Raw genomic sequence first — 15,894 nt, forward strand, 5'->3', positions numbered from 1 at the left:
ATGGCGGTAGATCAGGCCACACAAACAAAAACGGCCTCCGCTAAGGGAGGCCGTTCTCATGACAAACAAGCAGTTAAGTGCTTATTTGCGATCTTCCAGCTTGGTAATGTCACGCGACTCGTAGCCGGTGTACAGCTGGCGTGGACGGCCAATCTTGTACGGGCTGGAGAGCATTTCCTTCCAGTGGGAAATCCAGCCCACGGTCCGCGCCAGGGCGAAGATCACGGTGAACATGCTGGTTGGAATGCCGATCGCCTTGAGGATGATCCCCGAGTAGAAGTCGACGTTCGGGTACAGCGAGCGCTCGATGAAGTACGGGTCGGTCAGGGCGATCTCTTCCAGGCGCATGGCCAGTTCGAGTTGCGGATCGTTCTTGATGCCCAGTTCCTTCAGCACTTCGTCGCAGGTCTGCTTCATGACGGTCGCGCGAGGGTCGCGGTTCTTGTAGACCCGGTGACCGAAGCCCATCAGCTTGAATGGATCGTTCTTGTCCTTGGCCTTGGCGATGAACGTATCGATGTTGGATACATCGCCGATTTCATCGAGCATGGTCAATACGGCTTCATTCGCACCGCCGTGGGCAGGGCCCCACAGTGCGGCGATACCGGCGGCGATACAGGCAAACGGGTTGGCACCCGAAGAGCCGGCCAGGCGGACGGTAGAAGTGGAGGCGTTTTGTTCATGGTCGGCGTGGAGGATGAAGATCCGGTCCATTGCCTTGGCCAGCACCGGGCTGATCGGTTTGATCTCGCACGGGGTGTTGAACATCATGTGCAGGAAGTTTTCCGCGTACGTCAGATCGTTGCGCGGGTACATCATGGGCTGGCCCATGGAGTACTTGTAAACCATTGCGGCCAGGGTCGGCATCTTGGCAACCAGGCGGATCGCGGAAATTTCGCGATGCTCGGCGTTATTGATGTCCAGGGAGTCATGATAGAAGGCCGACAGGGCACCGACCACGCCGCACATGACGGCCATCGGGTGGGCGTCGCGACGAAAGCCGTTGAAGAAGGTCTTCAACTGCTCGTGAACCATGGTGTGGTTCTTCACGGTGCTGACGAACTGGGCCTTTTGCTCGGCTGTTGGCAATTCGCCATTTAGCAGCAGGTAGCAGGTTTCCAGGTAGTCCGACTTTTCAGCCAGTTGTTCGATCGGGTAGCCGCGATGAAGCAGAATGCCATTGTCACCATCGATATAGGTGATCTTCGACTCGCAGGAAGCGGTCGACATGAAGCCTGGGTCGAAAGTAAAACGGCCCGTGGCCGTCAGGCCCCGTACGTCGATAACATCGGGACCAACGGTGCCGGTTAAAATGGGCAGCTCGACGGGGGCTGCGCCCTCGATGATCAACTGCGCTTTTTTGTCAGCCATGTGGCCTCCTATTTATGCTTCAAATCATCAGACAGACCCCCCACGCAGGGCCCGCACCACTATATTGATATAAATCCAGATGTCAATTTGCCTAAAGTCTTGCGCCAGAAGGCTTTAACCGTACTTTTTCGTCGAAATTGCCTGCCATTTACGCCTTTTATCCCGCCAGCGCAATCAGCTATTAGGGTGAGGTGTGCGCGTTGTCATTAGTAACCTAACTGTCTATACTCGGCCACCGACCGCCAAGGGCTTTTGGGCTTGCTTTCATTGGGGGTCGCACTCCCTGGGTGGTGCTTACCTGACCAGTCGCACTCCCCAACAACTTTGCCCTGATTGTTAGGGGCTCTTCAGTGTGAAAAAAAGCCGTGAATAGCCAACGACCTGTAAACCTAGACCTAAGGACCATCAAACTCCCCATCACCGGCGTTACGTCGTTCCTGCACCGTGTTTCCGGCATCATCCTGTTCCTGGGCTTGGGCATCATGCTTTATGCATTGAGCAAATCCCTGGGTTCCGAGGAAGGTTACGCCGAGGTGAAGGCATGCTTGACCAGCCCGCTGGCCAAGTTCGTAGCATGGGGCCTCCTGTCCTCTCTTCTGTATCACCTGGTAGCCGGTGTGCGCCACTTGATCATGGACATGGGCATCGGTGAGACGCTGGAAGGCGGCCGCCTGGGCTCGAAAATCATCATCGCCATTTCCGTGGTGCTGATCGTTCTGGCAGGAGTTTGGATATGGTAACCAGCGTAACGAATCTGTCGCGTTCGGGCCTCTATGACTGGATGGCACAGCGTGTGTCTGCGGTCGTTCTCGCGGCTTATTTCATTTTTCTGATCGGATACCTCGTCGCAAACCCGGGCATCGGCTATGAGCAGTGGCACGGCCTGTTTTCCCACAATGCGATGCGAATCTTCAGTCTGCTGGCCCTTGTAGCCCTGGGCGCACACGCCTGGGTTGGCATGTGGACCATCGCGACCGACTACCTGACGCCTATGGCGCTTGGCAAGTCCGCGACTGCAGTACGTTTCCTCTTCCAGGCAGTATGCGGCGTCGCGATGTTCGCTTACTTCGTCTGGGGTGTGCAGATTCTTTGGGGTATCTGATTCATGGCTAACATTCCAACTATTTCATTCGACGCCATCATTATTGGTGGCGGCGGTGCGGGCATGCGTGCTGCGCTGCAGCTGGCTCAGGGTGGTCACAAGACTGCCGTGATCACCAAGGTGTTCCCGACGCGCTCCCACACCGTATCGGCCCAGGGTGGCATCACCTGCGCCATCGCCTCCGCCGACCCGAACGATGACTGGCGCTGGCACATGTACGATACCGTCAAGGGTTCCGACTACATCGGTGACCAGGACGCTATCGAGTACATGTGTCAGGAAGGCCCGGCCGCAGTGTTCGAGCTGGACCACATGGGTCTGCCGTTCTCGCGTACCGAGCAAGGTCGTATCTACCAGCGTCCATTCGGCGGGCAGTCGAAGGATTACGGTAAAGGCGGGCAGGCTGCCCGTACTTGCGCTGCGTCCGACCGTACCGGTCACGCGCTGTTGCACACCCTTTATCAGGGCAACCTGAAAGCCGGTACCACGTTCCTGAACGAGTACTACGCTGTTGATCTGGTGAAGAACGGCAAGGGCGAGTTCGTCGGCGTGATCGCCATCTGCATCGAAACCGGTGAAACCACCTACATCCGCGCCAAGGCTACCGTGCTGGCGACTGGCGGTGCAGGCCGTATCTACGCCTCGACCACCAATGCCCTGATCAACACCGGTGACGGCGTCGGCATGGCACTGCGTGCTGGCGTACCGGTGCAAGACATCGAAATGTGGCAGTTCCACCCCACCGGCATCGCCGGCGCCGGTGTACTGGTAACCGAAGGTTGCCGTGGTGAAGGTGGTTACCTGATCAACAAGCACGGCGAGCGTTTCATGGAGCGTTATGCTCCGAACGCCAAAGACCTGGCTGGTCGTGACGTCGTGGCCCGTTCGATGGTTAAAGAGATCATCGCCGGTAACGGTTGTGGCCCGAATGGTGACCACGTACTGCTCAAACTCGATCACCTCGGTGAAGAAGTGCTGCACAGCCGCCTGCCAGGTATCTGCGAACTGTCCAAGACCTTTGCTCACGTTGATCCAGTGGTTGCTCCGGTTCCGGTTGTTCCGACCTGCCACTATATGATGGGCGGCGTACCGACCAACATTCACGGCCAGGCGATCACCCAGAATGCCGAAGGCGTGGACGAGATCATCCATGGTCTGTTCGCGGTAGGTGAAGTGGCTTGTGTATCGGTTCACGGTGCCAACCGCCTGGGCGGCAACTCGTTGCTCGACCTGGTAGTGTTCGGTCGCGCGGCCGGCCTGCATCTGGAAAAGGCGCTGACCGACGGCATCGAATACGATGACGCCACCGACGCCAACATCGAAGCGGCCCTGGCGCGCCTGAACGCTCTGAACGAGCGCACAGATGGCGAAGACGTGGCAACCCTGCGTCGCGAGCTGCAAAACTGCATGCAGAACTACTTCGGTGTGTTCCGTACCGGCGAATACATGCAGAAAGGTATCGCCCAGTTGGCTGACCTGCGCAAGCGTATCGCCAACGTCAAGATCAACGATAAGAGCCAGGCGTTCAACACCGCTCGTATCGAAGCCCTTGAGCTGCAAAACCTGCTGGAAGTGGCTGAAGCGACGGCGATCGCCGCCGAGGTTCGTAAAGAATCCCGTGGTGCTCACGCTCGTGAAGACTTTGAAGATCGCGATGACGAAAACTGGTTGTGCCACACCCTGTACTTCCCGGGTGACAAGCGCGTAACCAAGCGTGCCGTGAACTTCTCGCCGAAGACGGTGCCGACGTTTGAACCGAAGATTCGGACTTACTAAGGGTGGCTGCCATGTTGAAAGTCAGTGTTTATCGCTACAACCCTGATCAGGACGCTGCGCCGTTCATGCAGGAGTTCCAGGTCGATACCGGTGGTAAAGACCTGATGGTGCTGGATGTACTGGCACTGATCAAAGAGCAGGACGAAGGTTTCTCCTATCGTCGCTCTTGCCGTGAGGGTGTTTGCGGCTCCGACGGCATGAACATCAACGGCAAGAATGGCCTGGCGTGCATCACGCCGCTGTCTGCTGTTGTCAAAGGCAACAAGCTGATCGTTCGTCCTCTGCCAGGTTTGCCGGTTATCCGTGACCTGGTCGTCGATATGAGCATCTTCTACAAGCAATACGAGAAAGTTAAGCCGTTCTTGCAGAATGACACGCCGGCTCCGGCCATCGAGCGTCTGCAATCCCCGGAAGAGCGCGAGAAGCTCGACGGTCTGTACGAGTGCATCCTGTGTGCTTGCTGCTCGACGTCGTGCCCGTCTTTCTGGTGGAACCCGGACAAATTTCTGGGTCCAGCTGCACTGCTGCAAGCGTACCGCTTCCTGGCAGACAGCCGTGACACCAAGACGTCCGAGCGTCTGGCTTCGCTGGATGACCCGTTCAGCGTATTCCGCTGCCGCGGGATCATGAACTGCGTCAACGTATGCCCCAAAGGCCTGAACCCGACTAAGGCCATTGGTCACATCCGTAACATGCTGCTGCACAGCGGCGTGTAACTGACGTTGTAGTAAAGCAGGACCGTTGTGCCCGTAAATGCTGCGGCGCAGGCTTCAACCGGCGCCGTAGTTTTAACTTGAGCAGCGACTTACAAAGCCGCGGCTCTTATTTTGAAGAAATGAGACAAGCAGGGGCATTCGGGTTGGTACCCGAACTATCAGCGTGATCCTAAGTGGCTTGTTTTGGTCGCTGCACTTGGCCTTTTGCAAGCAAACTCGGTGTTTTCGCCGGTGGTGTCCCCAAATCGAGGGTGACCAAGCATGCAAGAAAGCGTGATGCAGCGCATGTGGAACAGCGGCTATCTTTCAGGTGGTAACGCTGCCTATGTGGAAGAGCTTTATGAGCTCTACCTGCACGACCCTAACGCTGTGCCAGAAGAATGGCGCACCAAATTTCAGACGTTGTCTTCAGACGGCAACGCTGCCACCGATGTATCGCACGCAACAATTCGCGATCAGTTCGTGCTGCTGGCAAAGAACCAGCGCCGCGCCCAACCGGTTTCCGCCGGCAGCGTGAGCAGTGAGCACGAGAAGAAGCAAGTTGAAGTACTGCGACTGATCCAGGCCTACCGTATGCGTGGCCACCAGGCAGCCCAGCTTGACCCGCTGGGGCTGTGGCAGCGTCCTGCACCTGCAGACCTGTCGATCAATCATTACGGCTTGACCAATGCCGATCTTGATACGACCTTCCGTGCCGGCGACCTGTTCATCGGCAAAGAGGAAGCGAGCCTACGCGAAATTCACGAAGCGTTGCAGCAGACATATTGCCGCACCATCGGCGCTGAATTCACGCACATCACCGATTCCGAGCAGCGCCAGTGGTTCCAGCACCGCCTGGAAGGCGTGCGTGGCCGTCCGGTCTTGTCCGCCGATGTCCGCAGCCACTTGCTGGAGCGCGTGACCGCGGCCGAGGGCCTCGAGAAATACCTGGGTACCAAATACCCGGGCACCAAGCGTTTCGGCCTGGAAGGCGGCGAAAGCCTGATTCCGATGCTCGACGAGCTGATCCAGCGTTCCGGTTCCTACGGCACCAAGGAAATCGTGATCGGCATGGCTCACCGTGGTCGCCTGAACGTGTTGGTCAACACCTTCGGCAAGAACCCGCGCGAGCTGTTCGACGAGTTCGAAGGCAAGAAGAAGGTCGAGCTGGGTTCCGGTGACGTTAAATACCACCAGGGCTTCTCGTCCAACGTGATGACCACCGGCGGTGAAGTTCACCTGGCCATGGCGTTCAACCCATCCCACCTGGAAATCGTTTCGCCAGTGGTCGAGGGTTCGGTACGTGCGCGCCAGGATCGTCGTAACGATGCCACCGGTGAGAAGGTTCTGCCGATTTCCATCCACGGTGACGCGGCATTCGCCGGTCAAGGCGTGGTCCTGGAAACGTTCCAGATGTCGCAGACTCGCGGCTTCAAGACCGGCGGTACCGTTCACATCGTCATCAACAACCAGGTCGGCTTCACCATCAGCAACCCGTTGGACGCGCGCTCCACCGAGTACGCCACCGATGTTGCCAAGATGATCCAGGCGCCGATCCTCCATGTGAATGGCGATGATCCGGAAGCCGTGCTGTTCGTGACCCAACTGGCAGTCGACTACCGCATGCAGTTCAAGCGTGACGTGGTGATCGACCTGGTTTGCTACCGCCGTCGCGGTCACAACGAAGCGGACGAGCCAAGCGGCACCCAGCCGTTGATGTACCAGCAGATCACCAAGCAGCGCACCACCCGTGAGCTGTACGCCGAAAGCCTGACCAAGGCCGGCGTGGTTGACGATGCGCGTGTTCAGGCGAAAGTCGATGAATACCGCAACGCGCTGGACAATGGCCTGCATGTAGTGAAAAGCCTGGTCAAGGAGCCGAACAAAGAGTTGTTCGTTGACTGGCGTCCGTACCTGGGCCACACCTGGACTGCACGTCACGATACATCCTTCGATTTGAAGACGTTGCAGGAACTGTCCGCCAAGCTGCTGGAAATTCCCGAAGGCTTCGTCGTACAGCGCCAGGTGGCGAAGATCTACGAAGATCGTCAGAAGATGCAAGCCGGCGGCCTGCCGATCAACTGGGGTTACGCCGAAACCATGGCGTACGCGACCCTGGCGTTCGAAGGTCACCCAATCCGCATGACCGGCCAGGACATCGGCCGCGGTACGTTCTCGCACCGTCATGCTGTATTGCACAACCAGAAAGACGCGGGCACCTACATCCCGTTGCAGAACCTGTACGAAGGCCAGCCACGTTTCGACCTGTACGATTCGTTCCTGTCCGAAGAAGCCGTACTGGCGTTCGAATACGGCTACTCCACCACCACGCCTAATGCGCTGGTGATCTGGGAAGCCCAGTTCGGCGACTTCGCCAACGGTGCCCAGGTGGTTATCGACCAGTTCATCACCAGCGGCGAGCACAAGTGGGGCCGCCTGTGCGGTCTGACCATGCTGCTGCCACACGGTTATGAAGGCCAGGGTCCGGAGCACTCTTCGGCCCGTCTGGAGCGTTACCTGCAATTGTGCGCCGAGCACAACATCCAGGTGTGCGTGCCGACCACCCCGGCGCAGATCTACCACTTGCTGCGTCGCCAGGTGATCCGCCCGCTGCGCAAGCCGCTGGTCGTGCTGACCCCGAAATCGCTGTTGCGTCACAAACTGGCCGTTTCGACCCTGGAAGATCTGGCCCAAGGTTCGTTCCAGACCGTGATTCCAGAGATCGATACACTGGACGCCGCCAAGGTCACTCGCCTGATCCTGTGCAGCGGCAAGGTCTACTACGATCTGTTGGAAAAACGCCGTGCCGAAGGCCGCGAAGACATCGCCATCGTGCGTATCGAGCAGCTTTACCCGTTCCCGGAAGATGACCTCATGGAGATCATCGCGCCTTACACCAACCTCACGAACGTGGTGTGGTGTCAGGAAGAACCGATGAACCAGGGCGCCTGGTACAGCAGCCAGCATCATCTGCGTCGCAGCATCGGCAACCACAACAAGGCCCTGGTCCTTGAGTACGCCGGTCGTGATGCTTCTGCTGCACCTGCGTGTGGCTATGCGTCGATGCACGCCGAGCAGCAGGAAAAACTGCTGCAAGATGCTTTCACTGTTTAACGCCTTCGCGCTGACTGAAACCGAATTTTAAGGACCTACAGATAATGGCTATCGAAATCAAAGCCCCGTCATTCCCGGAATCGGTTGCCGATGGCACCGTTGCCACCTGGCACAAGAAACCAGGCGAGGCCGTCAAGCGTGACGACCTGATCGTCGACATCGAGACTGACAAAGTCGTACTGGAAGTGTTGGCCGAAGCTGACGGCGTGCTGGGCGCGATCGTGGCTGAAGAGGGCGCTACCGTTCTGTCGAACCAGGTACTGGGTTCGATCGAAGAGGGCAGCGCTGCTGCAGCTCCTGCTCCTGCCGCCGCTGCTGCTGCACCGGCTGCTTCGGCGCCTGCCGCTGCACCGGCAGCCGGTGGCGAAGATCCAATCGCTGCACCAGCTGCGCGTCAACTGGCTGAAGAGAACGGCATCAACCTGGCTTCCATCAAGGGCACCGGCAAAGACGGCCGCGTGACCAAGGAAGACGTGGTTGCTGCGGTTGAAGCCAAGAAGAACGCTCCGGCTGCCGCGCCTGCCAAGGCTGCTGCTCCAGCGGCTGCTGCCCCGGTGTTCGCTGCCGGCGACCGTACCGAGAAGCGCGTACCGATGACTCGCGTGCGTGCCACCGTGGCCAAGCGCCTGGTTGAAGCGCAGTCGAACATGGCGATGCTGACCACGTTCAACGAAGTCGACATGACTGAAGTCATGGCCCTGCGCTCCAAGTACAAGGACCTGTTCGAGAAGTCCCACAACGGCGTGCGCCTGGGCTTCATGTCGTTCTTCGTGAAAGCGGCCACCGAAGCACTCAAGCGCTTCCCGGCAGTCAACGCTTCCATCGACGGCGGCGACATCGTTTACCACGGCTATGCAGATATCGGCGTTGCCGTGTCCAGCGACCGTGGCCTGGTGGTTCCAGTGCTGCGTAACGCCGAGCTGATGAGCCTGGCCGAAATCGAAGGCGGCATCGCCGGCTTCGGCAAGAAAGCCCGTGACGGCAAGCTGACCATCGACGAGATGACCGGCGGTACCTTCACCATCACTAACGGTGGTACCTTCGGTTCGATGATGTCGACGCCGATCGTCAACCCACCGCAAGCCGCGATCCTGGGCATGCACAATATCATCCAGCGTCCGATGGCCATCAACGGCCAGGTCGTGATCCGCCCAATGATGTACCTGGCATTGTCTTACGATCACCGCCTGATCGATGGTAAAGAAGCCGTGACGTTCCTGGTGACCATCAAGAACCTGCTGGAAGACCCGGCTCGCCTGCTCCTGGACATCTGATAGAAGCAGCTGCAAGTTGCGAGCTACAAGCTGTAGGAAAAAGCAGCTTGGCTTGCAGCTTGTGGCTAGAAGCTTGTCGCAAATAGAGGATCTATTTTCATGACACAGAAATTTGACGTTGTAGTGATTGGTGCAGGCCCTGGCGGCTATGTTGCCGCCATCAAGGCTGCGCAACTGGGCCTCTCGACTGCTTGCATCGAAAAGTACACCGACAAGGAAGGCAAACTGGCGCTGGGCGGTACCTGCCTGAACGTTGGTTGCATTCCTTCCAAGGCGCTGCTGGACAGCTCCTGGAAATTCCACGAAGCCCAAGACGGCTTCGCGATCCACGGCATCAACCATGCTGGCGTGACCATGGACGTGCCAGCAATGGTCGGCCGTAAAGCCAACATCGTCAAAGGCCTGACTTCCGGCGTTGCCACCTTGTTCAAGGCCAACGGTGTGACTTCCATTCAGGGTCACGGCAAGCTGCTGGCCGGCAAGAAAGTCGAAGTCACCAAGCCAGACGGTTCGGTTGAAGTCATCGAAGCCGAAAACGTGATCCTGGCTCCTGGCTCGCGTCCAATCGACATTCCGCCTGCTCCAGTTGACAACAACGTGATCGTTGATTCGACTGGCGCCCTGGAATTCCAGGCTGTGCCTAAGCGCCTGGGCGTGATCGGCGCTGGCGTAATCGGTCTGGAACTGGGTTCGGTATGGTCCCGTCTGGGCGCTGAAGTCACCGTGCTGGAAGCCCTGGACACGTTCCTGCTGGCGGCCGACACTGCAGTCTCCAAAGAGGCGCTGAAAACCCTGACCAAACAAGGTCTGGACATCAAGCTCGGCGCCCGTGTCACCGGCTCCAAGGTCAACGGCGAAGAAGTCGTGGTGACCTACACCGATAAAGACGGCGAGCAGACCATCACCTTCGACAAGCTGATCGTTGCCGTTGGTCGCCGTCCAGTGACCAACGACCTGCTGGCTTCCGACAGCGGCGTGAACATCGACGAGCGTGGCTTCATCCACGTTGATGATCACTGCGCAACCACCGTACCGGGCGTATATGCGATCGGCGACGTGGTTCGTGGCATGATGCTGGCCCACAAGGCTTCCGAGGAAGGCATCATGGTCGTCGAGCGCATCAAGGGTCACAAGACCCAGATGAACTACGACCTGATCCCGTCGGTTATCTACACCCACCCGGAAATCGCATGGGTCGGCAAGAACGAACAGCAGTTGAAAGCTGAAGGCGTTGAAGTTAACGTCGGCACCTTCCCGTTCGCCGCTTCCGGCCGTGCCATGGCAGCCAACGACACCGGTGGTTTTGTCAAAGTCATCGCTGATGCCAAGACTGACCGCGTATTGGGCGTCCACGTGATTGGCCCAAGCGCTGCAGAACTGGTTCAGCAAGGCGCGATCGGTATGGAATTCGGCACCAGTGCCGAGGACCTGGGTATGATGGTCTTCTCCCATCCGACCCTGTCCGAAGCGTTGCACGAAGCAGCGTTGGCAGTGAATGGCGGTGCCATCCACATCGCCAACAAGAAGAAGCGCTAAGCGAGATAATAAGAAACCACGGCGGAGTTGCCCGTCGTGAGCCTTGCGCGCAAGACTCACCGCGGAATATCCGCTGGACGCAGCCTTGCGCAGCTTTACGGGCCATAAGCCCCGCAAGTTGCGCAAGCAGCAGTCACAGGTGGTGCGGCACTCATAATGAGCGCAGCGCCGAATGCGCAGTACCTAACGAAGACGGTAAAAAGCATGAATCTTCACGAGTATCAGGGTAAGCAGCTGTTCGCTGAATACGGCCTGCCAGTTTCCAAGGGCTACGCAGTAGACACCCCGGAAGCAGCAGCAGAAGCTTGCGACAAAATCGGTGGCAGCGAGTGGGTTGTCAAAGCCCAGGTCCACGCCGGTGGTCGCGGTAAAGCGGGCGGCGTTAAGCTGGTTCGCAGCAAAGAAGACGCCAAGGCCTTCGCACAGCAGTGGCTGGGCAAGCGTCTGGTGACTTACCAGACTGATGCCAATGGCCAGCCAGTCACCAAGATCCTGGTTGAATCGTGCACTGATATCGCTAAAGAGCTGTACCTGGGCGCTGTCGTTGACCGTTCGAGCCGTCGCATCGTGTTCATGGCTTCCACCGAAGGTGGCGTGGACATCGAGAAAATCGCTCACGAAACCCCAGAAAAAATTCTGAAGGCCACTATCGATCCACTGGTTGGCGCACAGCCGTTCCAGGGTCGTGAACTGGCGTTCCAGCTGGGTCTGGAAGGCAAGCAAGTTGCCCAGTTCGCCAAGATCTTCGTAGGTCTGGCCAAACTGTTCCAGGATCACGATCTGGCCCTGCTGGAAGTGAACCCGCTGGTGATCAAGGCTGACGGCGACCTGCATTGCCTTGATGCCAAGATCAACATCGACGCCAACGCCATGTACCGTCAGCCCAAGCTGAAGACTTTCCACGATCCGTCGCAAGACGATCCGCGCGAAGCGCACGCTGCCAAGTTCGAACTGAACTACGTGGCCCTGGAAGGCAACATCGGCTGCATGGTCAACGGTGCCGGCCTGGCCATGGGTACCATGGACATCGTCAACCTGCATGGCGGCAAGCCAGCCAACTTCCTCGACGTAGGTGGTGGCGCTACCAAGGAACGCGTTACCGAAGCGTTCAAGATCATCCTGTCCGACTCCAACGTCGCAGCAGTACTGGTCAACATCTTCGGCGGCATCGTTCGTTGCGACATGATTGCCGAAGGCATCATCGGTGCAGTGAAAGAAGTCGGCGTTAAAATCCCGGTTGTTGTTCGCCTTGAAGGTAACAACGCTGAACTGGGCGCTAAAGTACTGGCAGAAAGCGGTTTGAACATCATCGCGGCTACCAGCCTGACCGACGCTGCTCAACAAGTTGTCAAAGCTGCGGAGGGCAAGTAATGAGCGTCCTGATCAATAAAGACACCAAAGTTATCTGCCAGGGTATTACCGGTTCGCAAGGTAGTTTCCACACCCAGCAAGCCATTGAATACGGCACCCAGATGGTTGGTGGCGTAACTCCGGGCAAAGGCGGCACCGAGCACCTGGGCCTGCCAGTGTTCAACACCGTGAAAGAAGCGGTAGAAGCCACTGGCGCCACTGCCAGCGTGATCTACGTTCCAGCTCCTTTCTGCAAGGACTCGATCCTGGAAGCGGCATTCGGCGGCATCAAGCTGATCGTGTGCATCACCGAAGGCATTCCTACCCTGGACATGCTGGACGCTAAAGTTAAGTGCGACGAACTGGGTGTAGTCCTGATCGGCCCTAACTGCCCAGGCGTGATCACTCCAGGCGAATGCAAGATCGGCATCATGCCAGGTCACATTCACTTGCCAGGCAAGGTCGGTATCGTTTCCCGTTCCGGCACCCTGACCTACGAAGCTGTGAAGCAGACCACTGACGCCGGTTTCGGTCAGTCGACTTGCGTCGGCATCGGCGGTGACCCGATCCCAGGCTCCAACTTCATCGACATCCTGAAGCTGTTCCAGGAAGACCCGAAGACCGAAGCGATCGTGATGATCGGTGAGATCGGCGGTTCGGCTGAAGAAGAAGCGGCTGCCTACATCAAGGCACACGTGACCAAGCCGGTTGTTTCCTACATCGCTGGTGTGACTGCCCCTGCGGGCAAGCGCATGGGCCATGCTGGCGCAATCATCTCTGGCGGCAAAGGCACTGCAGACGAGAAGTTCGCTGCACTGCAAGACGCAGGTGTGAAAACCGTGCGTTCGCTGGCAGACATCGGCAAGGCCCTGGCCGAGCTGACCGGTTGGGCTGTCAAGTAAGCCTCGCGCTTAGCTGACGCTTCACCACACAAAGGCCACCTTCGGGTGGCCTTTGTGCATTCTGAAATAGAGTGAGGATGTACTTGGTCCCGTGTGGGAGCTGGCTTGCCTGCGATGCAGGCACCTCGGTGCATCAGACACATCGAGTCGATGCCATCGCAGGCAAGCCAGCTCCCACAGGGGCCAGCATTGCCCAATTAAGTATGAAAACGCGACATTCAAATGTCGCTTATCGGACAGTTCGCCCCGCAACAGTGCGTTTGTCAGCCTGATTCTGTACTCTAGCCGCCTCTTTATGCGTCCGCATCCCAAAAGGAAGCTGCGCGCTAGACCGGTCGGTCCCCATAAGGGCCGGCAGCATTTCCCTCATCCATAGGGAAGCCCTCTCTAAATTCCGATTCAGTAGTGTGGTATTTCCTCAAATGAAAGTGTTGAAAAGCCAGGATATCCTGGCGCTGGGCTTTATGACCTTTGCCCTGTTCGTGGGCGCTGGCAACATCATCTTCCCGCCTATCGTGGGTTTGCAGTCCGGGCCCCATGTCTGGATGGCGGCGCTTGGCTTTTTGATCACCGCGGTCGGTTTGCCGGTGGTCACCGTGATTGCCCTGGCCAAGGTCGGTGGTGGCATGGATGCGCTGAGCAGCCCGATCGGCAAGATCGCCGGTGGCCTGCTGGCGGCGGCGGCGTACCTGGCGGTGGGGCCGCTGTTCGCTACCCCGCGTACTGCGACCGTGTCATTCGAAGTGGGCCTGGCGCCACTGACCGGTGAAAGCCCGTTGGCGCTGTTCCTCTACAGCTCGGTGTATTTCCTGGTGGTGTTCTTTGTGTCCCTGTACCCAGGTCGACTGCTGGACACCGTGGGCCGCTTCCTCGCGCCGCTGAAGATCATCGCCCTGGCCATCCTCGGCATTGCCGCGTTTGCGTTGCCGGCCGGTGAAGTGGGCGTCGCTACGCCGGAATACGTGGCCGCACCGTTCTCCCAGGGCTTTATCAATGGTTACCTGACCATGGATACGCTGGGTGCGCTGGTGTTCGGCATCGTGATCGTCAACGCGATCCGTTCACGGGGTGTCGAGTCGCCCCAATTGATCACCCGTTACGCCATTATCGCCGGCCTGATTGCCGGCGTGGGCCTGGCGCTGGTGTACATCAGCCTGTTCCGCCTGGGTTCGGGCAGCCATGCCGTGGCTGCCGGTGCCAGCAACGGCGCAGCCGTACTGCACGCTTATGTGCAACACACCTTCGGCTCCCTGGGCAGCGGCTTCCTCGCCGTGCTGATCTCCCTGGCGTGCCTGGTCACTGCCGTCGGCCTGACCTGCGCCTGCGCCGAGTACTTCAGCAAAATCCTGCCGCTGTCCTACAAGACACTGGTGGTGATTCTGGCGTTGTTCTCGCTGTTCGTGTCCAACCTGGGCCTGACCAAACTGATCGCGTTCTCGATTCCGGTGCTTACAGCGATCTACCCGCCGTGCATCGTGCTGGTAGCCCTGAGTTTCTGCAAAGGCTTCTGGCAGGAACAGGGCCGTATCGTCGGCCCGGTGATGTTGGTGTCATTCATCTTTGGTTGTATCGACGCACTCAAGGGCGCGGGCCTGGCGGGTTGGATGCCTACACAATTGGCAAACTTGCCGCTGAGCGAGCAAGGCTTGGCGTGGTTGGTGCCATCAGTGATGACGCTGGTGGTGGCCGTGGTGATCGACCGTATGCTGGGCAAGCGTAGCGAAGCCGTCGCATAACCCGCGGTTTGTGCTGCACTGAAATGCCCCGTATCAAACGATACGGGGCATTTTTTTGAGTCGATGGCAGTGTCTTTTTTTTGGGGAAGGCGTCAAAAATCTCAAGTTGAAAACACCGGTCGGTGTGGAAGCTGGCTTGCCTGCGATGGCGGTACATCGGTTGGCGCGGTGGTGACTGCAAAGACGCTATCGCAGGCAAGCCAGCTCCCACATTTGGACCGTGTCGGCCCTATCATCCTGTGTACAAGGACCCGCATGTCGTTCGTCGAAACCAATCAAGTCCATCTGCTTGCCGCCCTCTGGTTCATCCTGTGCTGGGGTGGCTATACCCGTTATGCCACCTGGAAAGCCCGGGATACGGCCTGCCTGGCCAGCGTATTGCACCTGTACCGCGAAGACTGGATGCGTCGCATGTTGTTGCGCGATAACCGTATCGCCGATGCCAGCGTGATCGGCAACCTGGAACGTAATGCCTCGTTCTTTGCCTCCAGCACCTTGATCATCCTTGCGGGTATTCTGACCGTGCTCGGTGCTTCCGAGCGGGCGGTGTCGTTGCTGGCAGACATTCCTATGGTGCAGCAGGCCTCCCAAGGCATGTCGGAGATCAAGTTGCTGTGCCTGGCCCTGGTATTTGTCTATGCGTTTTTTACTTTCAGCTGGTGCATGCGTCAGTACAACTTCGCTGCGGTGCTGGTGGGCTCGGCGCCGATGATTGGTGAGCGGCACGTGTCGGAGCAGGAGCGCAATGCATTTGCCTTGCGGGCGGCGCGGGTGATTTCGATGGCGGCCAACCAGTTCAACTTTGGGCTGCGCGCTTATTACTTCGGCATGACCATGCTGGCCTGGTTTGTCAGCCCTTGGTTGTTCATGTTGATGAGCAGCGGGGTGGTATTGGTGCTTTATCGCCGCGAGTTTCACTCCGACGTCTTGCAGGTGATGGTGTATACCCCGACTAATATGCAAGCTTCGGATGCTGCAAAAGAGAGTGTTTCTTAAAGGCCGGATAAAACAGCAGGCAAAGAAAAGCCCGCTTTATAA

General features: G+C 58.2%; 12 protein-coding genes. 11 read left to right on the forward strand and 1 reads right to left on the reverse strand.

Annotated features, from left to right (window positions below):
• Positions 1 to 81 precede the first annotated feature (81 nt).
• A complete protein-coding gene (gene gltA, locus LJX92_RS08840) occupies positions 82 to 1,371 on the reverse strand; it encodes a citrate synthase (protein WP_005786568.1) in 1,290 nt (429 codons plus the stop codon).
• Between the two features lie 365 nt (positions 1,372 to 1,736).
• On the opposite strand from gltA, the gene sdhC reads away from it, so the two are divergent.
• From sdhC to LJX92_RS08895, 11 genes are all read left to right on the forward strand, one after another.
• On the forward strand, positions 1,737 to 2,111 hold the full coding sequence (gene sdhC / locus LJX92_RS08845; RefSeq protein ID WP_003190005.1) for a succinate dehydrogenase, cytochrome b556 subunit: 375 nt from the start codon (positions 1,737 to 1,739) through the stop codon (positions 2,109 to 2,111).
• Positions 2,105 to 2,473, forward strand: a complete 369-nt coding sequence (sdhD, locus tag LJX92_RS08850) for a succinate dehydrogenase, hydrophobic membrane anchor protein (protein ID WP_003172805.1) — start codon at positions 2,105 to 2,107, stop codon at positions 2,471 to 2,473. Before sdhC ends, sdhD begins: the two co-directional genes overlap by 7 nt.
• Positions 2,474 to 2,476: 3 nt before the next feature.
• Positions 2,477 to 4,249 carry a succinate dehydrogenase flavoprotein subunit gene (sdhA, locus tag LJX92_RS08855; RefSeq protein ID WP_005786572.1) on the forward strand — a complete coding sequence of 591 codons (1,773 nt, stop codon included), beginning with the start codon at positions 2,477 to 2,479 and terminating at the stop codon, positions 4,247 to 4,249.
• Between the two features lie 11 nt (positions 4,250 to 4,260).
• Positions 4,261 to 4,965, forward strand: a complete 705-nt coding sequence (locus LJX92_RS08860; protein ID WP_005786573.1) for a succinate dehydrogenase iron-sulfur subunit — start codon at positions 4,261 to 4,263, stop codon at positions 4,963 to 4,965.
• Between the two features lie 261 nt (positions 4,966 to 5,226).
• Positions 5,227 to 8,058, forward strand: a complete 2,832-nt coding sequence (locus LJX92_RS08865) for a 2-oxoglutarate dehydrogenase E1 component (protein WP_005786575.1) — start codon at positions 5,227 to 5,229, stop codon at positions 8,056 to 8,058.
• Between the two features lie 44 nt (positions 8,059 to 8,102).
• Positions 8,103 to 9,332, forward strand: coding sequence for a 2-oxoglutarate dehydrogenase complex dihydrolipoyllysine-residue succinyltransferase (gene odhB / locus LJX92_RS08870; protein WP_032877091.1), 1,230 nt, complete (start codon positions 8,103 to 8,105; stop codon positions 9,330 to 9,332).
• A gap of 99 nt (positions 9,333 to 9,431) precedes the next feature.
• Positions 9,432 to 10,868, forward strand: a complete 1,437-nt coding sequence (gene lpdA, locus LJX92_RS08875; protein WP_005786578.1) for a dihydrolipoyl dehydrogenase — start codon at positions 9,432 to 9,434, stop codon at positions 10,866 to 10,868.
• A 204-nt stretch (positions 10,869 to 11,072) separates the two neighbouring features.
• Entirely contained in the window at positions 11,073 to 12,239 is a 1,167-nt protein-coding gene (gene sucC / locus LJX92_RS08880) for an ADP-forming succinate--CoA ligase subunit beta (protein ID WP_003190011.1), read from the forward strand.
• Entirely contained in the window at positions 12,239 to 13,120 is an 882-nt protein-coding gene (gene sucD, locus LJX92_RS08885; RefSeq protein WP_003190013.1) for a succinate--CoA ligase subunit alpha, read from the forward strand. Before sucC ends, sucD begins: the two co-directional genes overlap by 1 nt.
• Positions 13,121 to 13,542: 422 nt before the next feature.
• Complete coding sequence (gene brnQ / locus LJX92_RS08890) at positions 13,543 to 14,856, forward strand: branched-chain amino acid transport system II carrier protein (protein ID WP_005786584.1); 1,314 nt, start codon at positions 13,543 to 13,545, stop codon at positions 14,854 to 14,856.
• Between the two features lie 255 nt (positions 14,857 to 15,111).
• On the forward strand, positions 15,112 to 15,852 hold the full coding sequence (locus tag LJX92_RS08895; RefSeq protein ID WP_005786585.1) for a DUF599 domain-containing protein: 741 nt from the start codon (positions 15,112 to 15,114) through the stop codon (positions 15,850 to 15,852).
• Positions 15,853 to 15,894 lie beyond the last annotated feature (42 nt).

This window comes from Pseudomonas sp. HN8-3 (assembly GCF_020790195.1).
GTDB lineage: Bacteria > Pseudomonadota > Gammaproteobacteria > Pseudomonadales > Pseudomonadaceae > Aquipseudomonas > Aquipseudomonas synxantha_A.